At 44.7% G+C, this 15,123-nt stretch carries 11 protein-coding genes and 2 CRISPR repeat arrays (2 of these 13 running past the window's edge); of the genes, 9 read left to right on the forward strand and 2 right to left on the reverse strand.

Annotation, left to right across the window (positions count from 1 at the left end):
- Nucleotides 1-682: direct repeats of the CRISPR family, unit length 37 nt; unit sequence GTCGAAATCCTCTATAATCCCTATCAGGGATTGAAAC (it extends 499 nt beyond the left edge of the window).
- A gap of 208 nt (nucleotides 683-890) precedes the next feature.
- Together RIB93_RS19770 and RIB93_RS19775 are read right to left on the reverse strand one after the other, a co-directional pair.
- Nucleotides 891-2,000 (reverse strand): Rpn family recombination-promoting nuclease/putative transposase, encoded by a 1,110-nt coding sequence (locus RIB93_RS19770; protein WP_446374807.1) that lies wholly within the window; start codon nucleotides 1,998-2,000, stop codon nucleotides 891-893.
- Between the two features lie 181 nt (nucleotides 2,001-2,181).
- Entirely contained in the window at nucleotides 2,182-3,057 is an 876-nt protein-coding gene (locus RIB93_RS19775) for a helix-turn-helix transcriptional regulator (RefSeq protein WP_446374809.1), read from the reverse strand.
- 100 nt (nucleotides 3,058-3,157) lie between these two features.
- Here RIB93_RS19775 and cas3 point away from each other — a divergent pair, with 100 nt between their 5' ends.
- The 9 genes from cas3 (at nucleotide 3,158) to cas2 (ending at nucleotide 14,238) form a co-directional block, all read left to right on the forward strand.
- On the forward strand, nucleotides 3,158-5,326 hold the full coding sequence (cas3, locus tag RIB93_RS19780; RefSeq protein ID WP_446374811.1) for a type I-D CRISPR-associated helicase Cas3': 2,169 nt from the start codon (nucleotides 3,158-3,160) through the stop codon (nucleotides 5,324-5,326).
- Nucleotides 5,327-5,434: 108 nt separating this feature from the next.
- Nucleotides 5,435-5,620 carry a DUF433 domain-containing protein gene (locus RIB93_RS19785; RefSeq protein ID WP_446374813.1) on the forward strand — a complete coding sequence of 62 codons (186 nt, stop codon included), beginning with the start codon at nucleotides 5,435-5,437 and terminating at the stop codon, nucleotides 5,618-5,620.
- Nucleotides 5,621-5,880: 260 nt separating this feature from the next.
- Nucleotides 5,881-9,210, forward strand: a complete 3,330-nt coding sequence (gene cas10d, locus RIB93_RS19790) for a type I-D CRISPR-associated protein Cas10d/Csc3 (RefSeq protein WP_446374815.1) — start codon at nucleotides 5,881-5,883, stop codon at nucleotides 9,208-9,210.
- Between the two features lie 304 nt (nucleotides 9,211-9,514).
- A complete protein-coding gene (cas7d, locus tag RIB93_RS19795) occupies nucleotides 9,515-10,531 on the forward strand; it encodes a type I-D CRISPR-associated protein Cas7/Csc2 (RefSeq protein ID WP_446374817.1) in 1,017 nt (338 codons plus the stop codon).
- 341 nt (nucleotides 10,532-10,872) lie between these two features.
- On the forward strand, nucleotides 10,873-11,574 hold the full coding sequence (gene cas5d / locus RIB93_RS19800) for a type I-D CRISPR-associated protein Cas5/Csc1 (protein ID WP_446374819.1): 702 nt from the start codon (nucleotides 10,873-10,875) through the stop codon (nucleotides 11,572-11,574).
- A gap of 63 nt (nucleotides 11,575-11,637) precedes the next feature.
- Nucleotides 11,638-11,835 (forward strand): hypothetical protein, encoded by a 198-nt coding sequence (locus RIB93_RS19805; RefSeq protein WP_446374821.1) that lies wholly within the window; start codon nucleotides 11,638-11,640, stop codon nucleotides 11,833-11,835.
- Between the two features lie 190 nt (nucleotides 11,836-12,025).
- A complete protein-coding gene (gene cas4 / locus RIB93_RS19810; RefSeq protein WP_446374823.1) occupies nucleotides 12,026-12,619 on the forward strand; it encodes a CRISPR-associated protein Cas4 in 594 nt (197 codons plus the stop codon).
- A 336-nt stretch (nucleotides 12,620-12,955) separates the two neighbouring features.
- Entirely contained in the window at nucleotides 12,956-13,960 is a 1,005-nt protein-coding gene (gene cas1d / locus RIB93_RS19815; RefSeq protein ID WP_446374825.1) for a type I-D CRISPR-associated endonuclease Cas1d, read from the forward strand.
- A 5-nt stretch (nucleotides 13,961-13,965) separates the two neighbouring features.
- Nucleotides 13,966-14,238 carry a CRISPR-associated endonuclease Cas2 gene (gene cas2, locus RIB93_RS19820; protein ID WP_446374827.1) on the forward strand — a complete coding sequence of 91 codons (273 nt, stop codon included), beginning with the start codon at nucleotides 13,966-13,968 and terminating at the stop codon, nucleotides 14,236-14,238.
- Between the two features lie 249 nt (nucleotides 14,239-14,487).
- Nucleotides 14,488-15,123: direct repeats of the CRISPR family, unit length 37 nt; unit sequence GTCGAAATCCTCTATAATCCCTATCAGGGATTGAAAC; it runs 278 nt beyond the window's last position.

Here is a 15,123-nt window from a genome sequence, read left to right on the forward strand (position 1 = left end):
TCGAAATCCTCTATAATCCCTATCAGGGATTGAAACATGGCAGATTTAAGTTTACAGCAACAATTCGGGGTCGAAATCCTCTATAATCCCTATCAGGGATTGAAACGTATGATCCCATTCTAGCAAAGCACGGGATTAGCGTCGAAATCCTCTATAATCCCTATCAGGGATTGAAACAAGGAAGGTGCTGGCACTAAAACCAATGCTTTCGTCGAAATCCTCTATAATCCCTATCAGGGATTGAAACCCCTTAAAGATGCAAAAAACCTGGTTTGTCTTGCGTCGAAATCCTCTATAATCCCTATCAGGGATTGAAACTTTTAGTTTAAGCCACCGCTCTTGCTGTCTGATAAACGTCGAAATCCTCTATAATCCCTATCAGGGATTGAAACTAAGTTCTTTGAAATGATCGCGACTTAGCCCATGTAGTCGAAATCCTCTATAATCCCTATCAGGGATTGAAACGAGATTGGAACAACCGATCGCCACACGGGAGATGTCGAAATCCTCTATAATCCCTATCAGGGATTGAAACCTGGCGCAGACGGTTAGCCAAACCAAGCCTAATAGCGTCGAAATCCTCTATAATCCCTATCAGGGATTGAAACCAGTAAATACGGGCTTGATCTCGGAAAATGATATTGAGTCGAAATCCTCTATAATCCCTATCAGGGATTGAAACTAAAGACTTGAGGCAATCCCAAAAGTTGGAAGAAGTCGAAATCCTCTAAGCTGTAATGCATTTAAATTGGGTATTAGTAGCGAGCTTTCTGGCTCGCACTACAAGGATCTCGCAATTCTTGACATTATGGTTTAAATGCCGAACAGCTTATAATCCCTATTAGGGATTGAAACTCGGACATCAGGAAACAAGGAGATAGCGCGATCGCTCAGTTAGAAGACTCTCCTGATTCAATTGCCTGTTGTAGCATAGCTTTTTTGAGTGCAACGGATGGAGTATCAAGGGATTCGAGATTCCTGGCTAACAATTGCTCGACTGTAGCTGCCCATAAACTAGAGAGAACATGACGCCAAGCCTGAAGCTGGGCTGAATGTCCCTCTTGCTTGCACCATTGTGCGATCGCGTCAGATAGATTTTCTATTTTATCGGGTAACGGTTTGATTAATTCAGCCAAGTTAGCCAAGTCTTGAGCCGAGAAAAGCTCTCGTTGATGAGTTAACAGTTCCATAAAAGCCGCAACATTCTGTTGAGAGAATGACTGTGCTGCTGGTTGCACAACTTCGAGAGGCAAATCTAACCCTTCAGCAATCATCTCCACGTTTAAACCCAACTGCATCATCCGAGGGATGGCTTCTAACTTGGCTTTGAGTTGACCTTCATCTAACCCTTCTTGCTTGGCTTCCTGATAAACTTTGGTTTGTTTGAGTTCACTTAATCCTAACATGGCTTCTATCTCCTCCCGGCTTTTTTGCGGTAATTTGTAAACAATGATTGTCTCAATTAAATTAATTAGGTTCCGTTGTATCGTCTGATCCGTTATCTGGGCTTGGGCTTGTTCGATTAGAGTCCTTGCTCGTTCAGGGGCTGTTTGTTCCCTCTCAATTACTAGCTTAACAATATTAACCCCCAGGGAATCTGATGCATCGTCTCCTAACTCATCCAAGTAAATCCGTTGCACTCGGGTAAACAGTTCCCGAAATTGTAACGGTTGTTCTCGTTCAATCCGGCGAGTTGGATAAATGACGACAACCCGCCAAGGACAAGAGGGTTTATCTTGTCTCAAGTACAGAAAGAGTTCAGCAAATATACGATAGTATAAATCCTCATCGGGTTGAAACTGAACTTCGACGACATATAAGGGGTTTTCGGGGTTTTCCGTCTTGGGGAAAAATAAACCATCCAGTCGAAATGCTAGTTGTTTGATTTCACGGGAGGTGAATTGATAGGTTGTTGCTTGTTCTGTTGACTGGTTAATCAGTTCAAAGAAGATACTGGGAAATTCTTTAAACAGGCTATAAAACAGGGTATCAGTTTTCACGTTCTCCTTTGGTAACTATTACACCGTGGACAACGGCTACTATGCAACCCTCTCTGGTGCAAAATTCCTATCAGGATTGTCTTGACTAATTTTAGAAAATATGCATAGACCGAGAAAGAACAGCGCGATCGCACTTCTTTTCGGGTAGCGAGTTCTACTTCTCGCCTTTAATTGTGTCTACCTACTGATCAGGGATTGAAACCTTCAAATCATACTGATTACAAGTTGCGATTAACTCATCAATATAACGCGATCGCACCGAGTCAGGGGTGATGATTTGACAGTCTTTGCCATATTGCTTCACCTCCCGCAGAAACCAAAACGTACTCGATATATTTCTCACCACCCGCCGTACTCGTGGCTTTTCAGGTAACCAGTCATTTTCCTGATCCTCGCGTCTGGCTTGATAGGCAAATGCTAATCCTCTAAATAGATGCATTTCCACCTCAATCTGATCCAAACTGCGTCGCCATTGTCCCTTAATCGGCGTTATCGCGGCGTCTTGAATCCGATCCAATCGCAAACACCAGTTATGCTGTAACTCCGGAATATCCAGGTTTCCTTCGGTTTCTTCACACCAGCAATCTAGGTACTGACGTTTGTCGTGGAGATTGATTCTCCCATAACGAATTGTAAACTGCCATAAACGCCCAGCAGCATCTTGATAGGATAACTCAAAAGGATGATTCCGGCGCAGATAGCGGTCAATCTCTATCCGCCACGGTGGGGGTAAATTATCGACAAACCCTTGAATTTTGCGGCGTAGGGGAATCGAGAGTTCGCTGCGTTCGAGTAATAATTCTGCCACAATCCGCGCTTGTTCCATCTCGCCGATGTCGGTTAAGGCGTCAATTGCCCGATTTAACGCCTGGATGCGACTATCGATCCAATCCTGATTCGGTAATACCAATAACTGACGACGGGCGATCGCTTCCACTAATTTGGAGATATTGGCACGCTCTCCCCATAAGATACCTAATTCTAGCGCGATCGCTTCCAGTTCGGTTTTGTCTCGTGCGGATAGGGATAGGGTGATCGACTGACCTTTACGACTCATCGAATTTATACGGACACTTTATCCGGATAATGTGGCTCATTTTCTATTTTGAGTGTCATCATGGGAAATAACAAGACGTTACGGACACTGTTTTAAGGATATGTCCGAGTATCAAATTACGCTCAAACCCATCTATTCTTGTCCGGCTGATCAAGTACCCGCAGGGTTCACCTTACCCCAAGGCTGGTCATCCCTTTCTGGACATCAAGTGGAAACCTTAGCCGCCATCAGAAATCCAGACATTGATGTTATTTTCAACACCGCCATGACTGGAGATGGGAAAAGTTTAGCCGCTTATTTAGAGGTTCTGCAAGGGAACAGTTGTGCCATTGGACTCTATCCTACCAATGAACTTGCCCGTGATCAAGAACTCCAGATTCGCGGCTATATTGATACCTTTCAGCCTGCCAATGACCCCCGTGTTGTGCGACTGTCTGGGGCAGACTTAGAACAATATGCCGAAAATGAAGGATTACGAAAAAGCGCCGCGATCGCCTCTCGTAGCGGTCAGGCGGAAGTTTTACTCACCAATCCCGATATTTTCCATTATTTACATCGCGGGGCGTATTTGGTGAAGGGGGATAGTCCGGATCGGTTATGGGGGCGAATTGATAAGGATTTTGACTTATTTATCTTTGATGAATTTCATGTCTTTAATCCGCCCCAAGTTGCCAGTATTATTAACACCCTGTTGCTGATTCGCTGTACCAATCGCCGCAAAAAAATCCTATTTCTATCGGCGACACCAGAACCACCGTTAATTGAGCGATTGCAAAAAGCAGGATTTCGGGTCAAGCTAATTAACAATACCTATCAGTTTCCCGATACCGTAGCAGACTGTCAAGAGTTAGAACAGCAGCAGTGGCGGCAAGTTTCTCGGTCAATTACGCTTAATTTTCTTCCCCTCGATCCCTCATTTAATGCCTCAGAAGCCTGGATAGTCAACCAGTTAGCGTTAATTTTAGCTCAGTTTCAGCAGCATCCAGGGAGTAAAGGGGCGATTATTCTCAACTCCATTGCTGCTGTGAAGCGACTGGTACCCTTTTTGCGAGAACAGTTGCAGCCTGTGGGGTTAACGGTGGGGGAAAATACCGGGTTATCGGGGATAGGAGAAAAAGCGCGATCGCTGGCGGCGGATTTAGTGGTTGGCACGAGTACCATTGATGTGGGCGTAGATTTTAAGATTAATTTCTTAATCTTTGAGTCGGCTGATTCCGGGAACTTTATTCAACGGTTGGGGCGGTTGGGACGCCATCAGGGATATGAGCAAAAGGGTAAATTTGTCAAGTTTAAAACCTTTACCGCTTATGCCTTAGTCCCCAACTTTTTAGTCGAACGCTTGTTTACAGCAGAGATGCCCCCATTACACCCTACTGGAGACTATGATCGCTCGTTTTTGCATCAGACTATTACCGAAAACTATCGCCAGATTAACGACTTTCGCGGCTATTATTCCCGCTGGGGGGCAGTGCAGTCCTGTTTCTTAGCCTATCAGTTACGCGATCGCACGATTCAGTCTCAGTACGCCCAGAGTCGGGAAACGTTTTGTCAACTCAGCGAAGCCGTATTTAATACCCAATTGAACCGAGTGGCGGGGCGGATTCGGGGATGGGCGCAAGACTGGCAAAAATTATCAGGAAAGAAAGGTAATCCCATTGCTGAAGATGCGGCAAGTTTTCGGGGGGTAAGCGTATTACAATGTGGACTCTATGACATCACCGAAGACAATCCCGTTGACCGATTTAAAACCTACAACCTACCGGGAATTCTCAGTAACCTAGAGATTGAATGGTGGACGAAAGCCGGATTTATACGGACACTTCAGCAGGCCGCCACAGACACCAGACAACCGATTGCCAAAGGGAGGTTTGAATACTGTCTGGGGTTTATGAAATTGCACGCCTATCGGGAGGAACGATTAAACTGGCGGTTTACCTATCCAGGAGACTTACAACCGATTGCAGAGGCGTTCAAGGTGCAGGTAATCACCGGGATTCAAATTTGGCAACCCGATAACCCTTGGGTGGGTGCAATTAACCAACGGTTACAGAAGCAGGGATTAGTCAGCTATATCTTGTCGCATTCCGTCGTAGAAGTGAGACGGCGATTACGCTTACCGATGCACTTTCAGATCTATCCGATCAGCGACCAGTACAGTATACACGAAGCTACCGCCCCTTATGCGATCGCCCTTGGACAATCCGCATTATTACTCGATACCCTAGCCCATCGACTTCAGAATCAGGGAGGAGAAATATGGATTACTTAATTCGTTCGTAGTTGCGCTTGTAGTTGCGCTTTAGCGCCATCAACGCCGAAACACTGACGACAAACTTGGCGCTATTCCTAAATACATTCAACTCAACTTAATCTCAAAATGCAGCAAAATCAACCCACAATACAACAACTAAAAGAACTATTAGCCGTTGAACACATTCTCGGAATGCTGGCAGCAGGCGATACCATCGAGAAATTGTTAGCCAGTTATCCCTGGTTAGAACCGGAAGATGTACACGCTTGTTTACTCTATGCGCGTGAGTTCATTGCTGATAATAACGTTTGATTTTTATGGAGTAAGGGCACGGCAGTGCCGTGCCCCTACAGGTAATAATTGTGACATCAATTTGCTTATGTCTTGTCTTAACACCATCGCCTATCGTGAAAAGGTGCGTTACGCTTCGCTAACACACCCTACCACCCTAAAAATAGCTGGTTCCAAATATCTGTTTCCCCTTCTCCCTTGATGGGAGAAGGGGTTAGGGGATGAGGGTGAAACAGTCCCTGAGAAACCTAGGAAAATATCAAGATTTATCGAGGTAAACCATGACCCAAAAATCCCATCAATCCGACCCCCAATTTAACCAATTATCCCTATTCGATATAACCCCAGAACCCGATGATGATTGGTTAGAAGATGACGACTTAGGCTTGGATACAGAATCCTCAAATCGCACCATTGAAACCCCTCAATCTTTACTCACCCTAAACTTACTGCGAGACGCAATTCAAGCACAGAATCCCGATGACCCCGTGATGCAGGATTTTGGCGAGTATGTTGTACCCAATCTCTTACAATTCGCCATTGGTGTTACTGCAAAAGGGGGAAAATTCTTTGATCACTTAGATCAACAGCGAGAAGCCGAAGGGAAAGAAAAAGTCCGCCGAGATAATGCGACTGATCAATCCCTGAATACCCATTTACTTAATGGCGTATTTCCTGCCAATTTAATTCAAAAGCGACTCAAAACTCTAAACACAACCGTTCAACGAGTCGTGGGAGAACGTGAACGCCGCTTAGTCATCGCCGCCTTTATTCTCCATGACTTTGAAAAGTTCCCCGATGTCCCCAAAGATTGCCGAAAATTGTCCCTCAATGAACATCGGCAGATTATTGATCAAAAAGTGCGCCAACTGGGATTAGATTCCTTCATTAATCCAGGAGATCCTGACACCTATTCTGAATATATTGATGATTTATTATGCATGGCGTATAATGCCCAACGACGCTGGGATACTAACTGGAACTTCTCTGAATATGGACTCAATCCAGTATTGCGCGATCGCACGCTGCGCTGTCTGTCTGAGTTAACTTGTTTAGCTGACTCCTTGGCGTCGATTGTTAAGCATCCTCAAGACGCGACAAATCCTAGACTTAAAGAACTTATTCACAGTCTTAGTGATGGACAATTGACATTTACTTATCACAGTATTGCCGAGAATCGCGGCGTATTAACTAATGTGGTAAATAATGCCTTAATTCAGATTCATCAGACACATCCAGATATTGAACCCTTACTCTATTTACCCACCGGGGTTATTTATGTGGCACATCGCCACGCGCCTGCGATTTCCCTAGCGGGTTTATCCGATAAGGTTGTCGCTAGGATTAAATCTCTATGTCGGGAACAATTGCGCCTGAGACAAACGGGATTTGGGCGCGATGGGAAGGGAATGAAATATGCGGACTATTATCAGTTATTTTTTGATGAGTCTGGGTTAATGGAGGTAGCCTTAGATGCAACCTTGCGGATTTTAAATCCAAATAAACCCTCAGTCGCCAAGAGTCGTAGTGATAACCTAGTTAAGTTTCAGCAACAGGGAATATTATCCGCCGATTATGACTTTAAATTTGGCGATGATATTCGTATTGATCAATTGGCAGAATTTGGCGATTTAGTCAGTCGTAAGATTTGGGGGGAACGGGTGAATCAAATTGAAGCAGCGCGGAAGCAAAATAAGTCGTTACCTGAACTTCCCCATCTGGATTTAGTCCATAAACTGGCGGAATATTGGCATCTAGGGGAGTATTTACCGCCAATTCGGGAGATTCAGCAGATTAATCAACGACTGAAGCAGAAGAAGTTAAAAGGAAATACAGGGGGTGTTCCCTACGAATGGTATTTTTTGGCGGCGAAATATCTGCAAAAGCATCCAGGGTTGGAAACTATTCGCGACACGGGGGAGGAGTTAATTGCCTATATAACCGCGTTAATTCAACCTCTGATATCTGAGTATGAATTACCCGATGGCTGGGATGATTTAAGGCTTTGGTTGGAACGGGTGGTGATGTTACCCAGTCATCGAGATGACAAGGCGACAGTTGATGTATTTTTAGCAGAATTGGCGACGTATCAGGCGGCGAAGAAATCCGGGCGAGGGCGTCAGTTAATTTGTTCGATTTCCCATTCTCCCTATACGGTAACGGAACAGATGGAATCAGCGGTTTTATTTACGCCTCAGGTGTATACGAATAAGCAAATGCTGGGCGGTTCTAATGCTAAGCGGAATATTTCCAGTATTGCGGGAATTGAGATGATGTTGCGGCAAATATTGATGAACCAAACCCAGGCGGTGGGGAAAAGGTTTGAGGATGGGAAATATCGGTATCTGTATTTTTATCCCACTTATTATTTTACGCCAGAGACGAATAAATTCCTGCAAAAGGCTTATAATGGGATTGCCCAAACCCGGTTTAATACTCAGATTCGCAATCATTTTATTAGTCAAGAGTTGAGGGCAGACTTAAGTCGTAGCCGTTATCAGACGGTGGACATGTTTCTGATTCAAGACACCTTTGAACCGGGGCGCGATCGCACGTTTAAATTGGCATATCCTGATGATCAACCGATGACATTTTATTTTATGGCAATCCCGCCGGGGCGCGATAGTACGGATACGGAGTCGTGGGTAATGCCGAGTTGGTTAGGGTTAGCGTTTCCGATGATTCTGGATGTTAAAACGGTAGTGTCTGAGTCTCCGATTCCGCCGTTTACGGATGGCGCGGCGTTTGAAGAGACGGTTTTTCTGGATAGTGCGCCCCCAGCATTTCGGGCATTGGTGAAACGCGATCGCTTCCGGTTAGATTATATCCTGGAAGGCTGGATGGAGAACGGAATTGAGTATCCTGCACCGTTGAATGTTCTCACGGCGGCGTATGCGATTCATCTGGATATTAATGCTAAATCGGGTAAATCTGGGTATGACCCGAATTGGGGCAGATTAACCGAACTGGCAAAAGATTTTGAAACCAGTCCTCTCTATGTCTTTAGTTATCTAAACCGCTGGGTTCGTAGCCAAACCCATGATACCGCACCTTTGAATAAAGTTCGCCTCTATGCTTATCAGTTTTACCCTTGTTTTGACCCCTATACCTATTATGATCCCGAACGGGAGGAGTTAATCGTGACAGAAAAATCGAGTCTCAATCATCCTAAACGGTTGATGCAACTATATCGCCAATTTTATCGGGCAAATAAGCGCTATAATCCTAAAGCGAATGCGGTGTTAAAACCCATTGATATTGCCGCTGATACTATTTTAAAAGCCGATACAACTGTGTTTCAAGGGGAAGCCTTGGTGATGGCGGTAGCGGCGGAAGTGTTTAAACTGATGGATCGGGTTCATGGATCAACGGCTGAGGGGCGCTGGGTGATTAGTAATCGGGAAAAAGAACGGCAGGCAATTGTCGAATTTGCCCACTACTTTGTGGTTGAAGTTTTTGATAAAGCATTGCGGTGCGATCGCGCCCGGTTAGCTGGGCGACAATTGAATTTAATTCGGGATACTTGTGAGTTTTTGTATCGCCTGGAAGATGATAAAGAAAATCGTCAGCGCCAGGAGGAATTAACGGAGGATGGAGTTAGGGAGGGCTGAGGCTAATGGATGAGCAAAACTGTTTTTTTAACGCAGAGGTACGCAGAGGTGGGCGCAGAGGTACGCAGAGATTTTAATAGATTCGGGAGGAGTTTATAGAGTTGGAGGAATGAGCTGTTCGGCATTTAAACCTTAATGTCAATAATGACGAAATCCTTGTAGTGCGTTTAGCGAAGCCATGGCGCAGGCTTTGCATCTTGTTCGCTACTAATACCCAATTTAAATGCATGACAGCTTCAGCGAAAGATGAGTCGTTAAAGTTTACCTCTTTTTCAATTGTCACTTACTAATTAGGAGAAAACGAATGTCATTTCTTAAAACTATCGACACGAATCTATTTCATTCAGAACTTCCCTACAAGCCGATGGGAAAATATGTTCATTTTCTCACCCTTCGGATTACTGAATCCTACCCTCTGTTTCAAACCGATGGCGAACTGAATAAGGCGCGAGTTCGGGCGGGGATTCAAGATAAGACTACGATTAGTCGCCTGTCTATGTTCAAGCGGAAACAGTCTACCCCAGAACGTTTAGTCGGGCGAGAGTTATTGCGAAACTATGGTTTAATCACGGCGGATGAGTGTGAATATAATGTCAGTTTTGCCATGGATAATCCCGACTGTATTATTTATGGATTTGCCATTGGGGATTCGGGGTCAGAAAAGTCAAAAGTTGTCGTAGATACTGCCTTTTCTATTACCGCCTTTGATGAATCTCACGAAACCTTTACCCTGAATGCACCCTTTGAAAATGGCACAATGACATCAAAAGGAGAAAAAGGTTCTAAACCGGGAGAAGTCACCAGTCGAATTAATCAACAGGATCATATTCGCCCCCAAGTCTTTTTTCCCAGTATTGTCACCCTCAAAGATGCCACAGAAGCCAGCTTTATTTACGTCTTCAATAATATCCTCCGTACCCGTCATTATGGCGCACAAACCACACGCACGGGACGAGTCAGAAATGAATTACTGGGGGTGATTTTTGCTGATGGAGAGATTATCAGTAATTTACGCTGGACTCAGGGAATTTATGACCAAATGAAGGCAAAAAATACCTTGCCCACTCTTGATCCTTTAGATGAAGAGGATGTCATAGATGCTGCAACAACCGCGATTGAACAGTTAATGAGTCAAGAATTTATTGTCCACACCGATTATATTGGCGATGAGTTTCAACCGCTGCTGAATGAGGTGAAAACTTTGGTCGGAACTGAAGCCGGAATTAAGTCTGTGTTACAACAAGCCGATGCTGAAGCCAAAGACTATGCCCAAAAACACATTAGTTCTAAGAAAAAGGCAAAAGCGAAATCAACAAGTTGATGTAGGGGCGCAAGGCTGATATTGGCATCAACGTCAGTTCAATGTAGTTCCCGTTTAGATCCCCCTAAATCCCCCTTAATAAGGGGGACTTTGAGAAGTGTTTTGTTCCTCAATTGCTTCAAACAGTCCCAACCAGCTAGAATCATCTTAAAAAGGGGTATTTTGAGAAATATCTTGTTCCTCTATTTTTAGGGAAACGTTGAGGAATATCTTGTCCCCGCCTTTTTAGAGGAAACGTTAACCTTGAGAAACATCTTGTTCCCCCCTTTTGAAGGGGGGTTAGGGGGGATCTCTTATCGAGTAAATTCCCCAACCTCCAATCCCCAATCTCCATGAACATTATGGCAATCCTTTATCGCTATCAAATTGAATTACACGATAGTCTCTATTTCGCCACTCGTGAAATAGGCAGACTCTATGAAACCGAACCCATACTCCACAATTATGCCCTCTCCTATGCCTTAGGATTAGTTGATAGTGAACGATATGCTACAACCGTCCCTCCAGAGGCATCCTATCGCTATTTTTGTGCCGAACAAGTTCCCCAATATCAAGCACAATTAACCCCGCTGAATCAACAAGGCATTTATGTTACCCCCGCCCGCAGCATTTATCATGCGTCGGTTCTCAATACCTGGAAATATGCCGACAATCGCTATCACGTTGAGATGAAGAAAACCCAGAAAAATATCCCCAGTTTTGGCAGGGCAAAAGAAATTGCCCCAGAAAGTCAATTTGAAGGCTTTGTGATTAGCCAAACTCCCTTAACCTTGCCCACCTGGATTCGGTTAGGAAAATGGGTAAGTAAGGCACGGGTGGAGATTGTAGAAACCCAGGAAAGTAAACTATCTGGGAGGGCAGAAGATTTTACATTTCCCTATCCGCTTAACCCGTTAGATGTGATGTTTTCCCATCGAGTTACCAGTTATGATGTGATTAATATGCCTCCGGTAAGTCTGATCAAAATGGTAAGTTTACATGGACAATACTACCGATTTAATCGTCTCAAAATTCCCGCGCTGATGCAGTATCGCTTTAGTTGATGATGTAGGTAAGGGCACGGCAGTGCGGTGTCCCTACAAATACCCTGATAATTGGTTATTTCCATGCCTCATAGTCTAATTCTCAACCTGCTTCCCCAATCACCAATTCCCACCCAGTTTCTCAGTGGACGCCATTTACACGCCCTATTTCTTAATTGGGTGAGTTCCGTCGATAGAAAAACAAAACCCGCCCTCTCCACCTTGCACCGGAATATCTCTAAATTGGTTAGGTTATTGTGTAGGGGCGGGTTTAGGGACTAAATTCAACGATTCACCGATAAATGAACAACAAAACCCGCCCTCCCCACCGAATAAATGAACTAGATTTTCCACGAACCTAATTTTATAGATCCCCCCTAGCCCCCCTTCAAAAGGGGGGAACCGGATTTTAAGCGGGATGCGAGGGGGATCTCAACATAAAACCCTAACCCTTCATTTACAGGTAAAACTAATGAACAATACCGATTACATTCCCATCGCCTCTCTTAACCACTATTCCTACTGTCCCCACCGTTGCTGGCGGATGTTTTGTGCGGGGGAATTTAGCGAGAATTACTATACCATTGATGGCACCAGTTTACACGATCGCGTCCATAGATTAACTGAATCTCAACGGGAGGAAGTTTGGCAGGTACGAGCGATTTGGCTGAAATCTCAACAGTATCACCTAATTGGTAAATCCGATTTAATTGAGTTAGAATCTGGTGAACTCTATCCCGTGGAATATAAGCGGGGGCGGAAAGGGGAATGGGATAATGATGAATTGCAGGTGTGCGCCCAGGCGTTATGTTTGGAAGAAATGACCGGACAATCGATTCATCGTGGCTATATTTATTATGCCTATTCTCATCAGCGGCAATTCGTCGAGATTTCTGATACATTGCGACAGGAAACCCTGGATACGATTGCATCGGTGACAAGATTACTGGAAACCGGGAAAATGCCTCAACCGATTTACACGAAGCGTTGTAAAGGATGTAGTTTTTACTCTCAATGTTTACCCCAAGCCGCCAAAAAGGTGGGGCGATATCAGGAAGACGAATAAAACCTAACCCCCTAGCCCCCTTCCCACCCCCCTCATTCCCCCCTGCGAGGAGGGAAGTCAAAGGATGCTTCGCTTTTTTTGCAGGGAAGGGGGAACCGGATTCAATACTGCCATTGATCATTCTTTTTTAGTAACGATAAACGATGATAGTTCAAGGATTTCTTGATATTCGAGTTTCGTAACCATTGGACTCCGGCTCCCCTCTCCTTGCAGGAGAGGGGCTGGGGGAGAGGTCAAATTGTAAATTCGCCAGTAATATCTGACCCAATTATTATCAATGTTTGCTTGTAGTTGCGCTTTAGCGCCGCCAACCTCACGACTAACAGGAGAAAAATCATGGGAACCGTTTACATAACTCAAGATGACTCATTTATCGGCAAAACCGATGAACGCCTTAGCGTCAAAGCCAACAAACAGAAACTTTTAGATGTCCCCCTAATTAAAGTAGATGGGATAGTCGTATGCGGACGGGCGACGGTATCTCCCGCCGTTGTCACCGAACTATTAGACCGAAAAATTCCCCTCAGTTTTATTACTGGAACCGGGAAATATCTGGGACGATTGGAACCGGAACTGACCAAAAACATCTTTGTTCGCCAAGCCCAATGGCAAGCCGCTGGGGAATCAGCAGCAGCGCTACATCTTGTGCGAGGATTTATTCGGGGAAAACTGAAAAATTATCGCACGATGCTAACCCGAAATCAGCGCAAATATCCGGAACTGACGTTACAAAAAGCAATGAATCGTCTACAAAATGCGATCGCGCCAATTGAGAAAACGGATACAATTAACTCCCTGCGGGGGTTAGAGGGGGCGGGAAGTGCAGCGTATTTTGGTGTTTTTGAGCAACTGATTCGCATCCCTGGATTTAAGTTTACCGCCCGCCGTCGTCGTCCCCCAACTGATCCGGTGAATGCGATGCTGAGTTTTGGCTATTCACTCCTGCGTCATGATATTCAAAGTGCAGTAAATATTGTGGGGTTTGATCCCTATTTGGGCTATCTTCATTGTCAACAGTATGGTCGTCCGGGATTAGCCCTAGATTTAATGGAAGAGTTTCGTCCCTTGGTTGTGGATTCAATGATACTCAATGGGATTAATCTGCGAATCCTCATGCCTGAGCAGTTTACCACAGAACCCCTGAGCCAAGCCGTATTTTTATCTCCTGAAGGACGGCGAGAGTTTCTCAAACTCTATGAACAAAAGAAGCAATCAACCTTTAAACATCCTGTCTTGGGGCGCAAATGTACTTATCAGGAAGCCTTTGAAATTCAAGGGCGACTTTTGGCGAAGTATTTGATGGGGGAAATTGAGCAGTATCCGCCGTTAATTGTGAGGTAGAGGGTATGTATGTAGTCGTGTCCTATGATATCCCGGAAGATAAGCGTCGGACGAAAATACACAGTATTCTTAAGTCTTATGGGCAGTGGATGCAGTATAGTGTGTTCGAGTGCAGTTTGACGGATACCCAGTATGCCAAGTTGCGATCGCGTTTGAATAAGGTGATTAAGCCAGACCAGGATAGTATTCGCTTCTATTTCCTCTGTGGCTGTTGTCAAGGGAAGGTTGAACGCATCGGTGGAGAAGCGCTTCGGGATAATTCGATTTTCTTTGTCTGATGCGACAACCAGTAGGTGTTTTTTTCGGGGAGTCAAAATTTGAGGCTGTATTCCTTATGCTCTTAGGGATACAGCCTTTTTCACGGCTAAGGAGGTTGTCGCAAAGGCTGAAAGGCTGATACAGAAAGGATTTGAGACTTTTTTATTCGAGGGGGTTGTCAAAACCGAGGGCTGAAATGCTATAGTTAGAGGAGGTTGTCGCAATCGAACCTTGAAAACTAAATACAGCAAGCGTTTCAGAGGTCGGTAGTCGAAATCCTCTATAATCCCTATCAGGGATTGAAACTTGAAGGTGGATTCCCCGCCAGATGAGATATCCAGTCGAAATCCTCTATAATCCCTATCAGGGATTGAAACCTGGTAGTGACGAGCCGATACTCTCCATGCTCAAGTCGAAATCCTCTATAATCCCTATCAGGGATTGAAACCACCTGCTCAGCTAATCCAAATGGCGGGAAGGGGAACGTCGAAATCCTCTATAATCCCTATCAGGGATTGAAACTGCGCTAAGAAATCTGGCATTGCGCCCCATATCTCGTCGAAATCCTCTATAATCCCTATCAGGGATTGAAACAGCAAAAATATTACACAGCACTACCAGACTCCGGCGGTCGAAATCCTCTATAATCCCTATCAGGGATTGAAACGAATCCCTTTGATTTAGCCAAAGCATCAGGCGATTGTCGAAATCCTCTATAATCCCTATCAGGGATTGAAACCTTTATACTGAGAAATCCAAAATAAACGGCGCGAATCATGGTCGAAATCCTCTATAATCCCTATCAGGGATTGAAACAAATCAGGCGGAGTTGGAGGCAAAATATGACTAAATGCTGTCGAAATCCTCTATAATCCCTATCAGGGATTGAAACATTCCGGTATTTC

It is taken from the genome of Coleofasciculus sp. D1-CHI-01 (genome assembly GCF_040218875.1).
In the GTDB taxonomy this organism is placed as follows: Bacteria; Cyanobacteriota; Cyanobacteriia; order Cyanobacteriales; family Coleofasciculaceae; genus Coleofasciculus.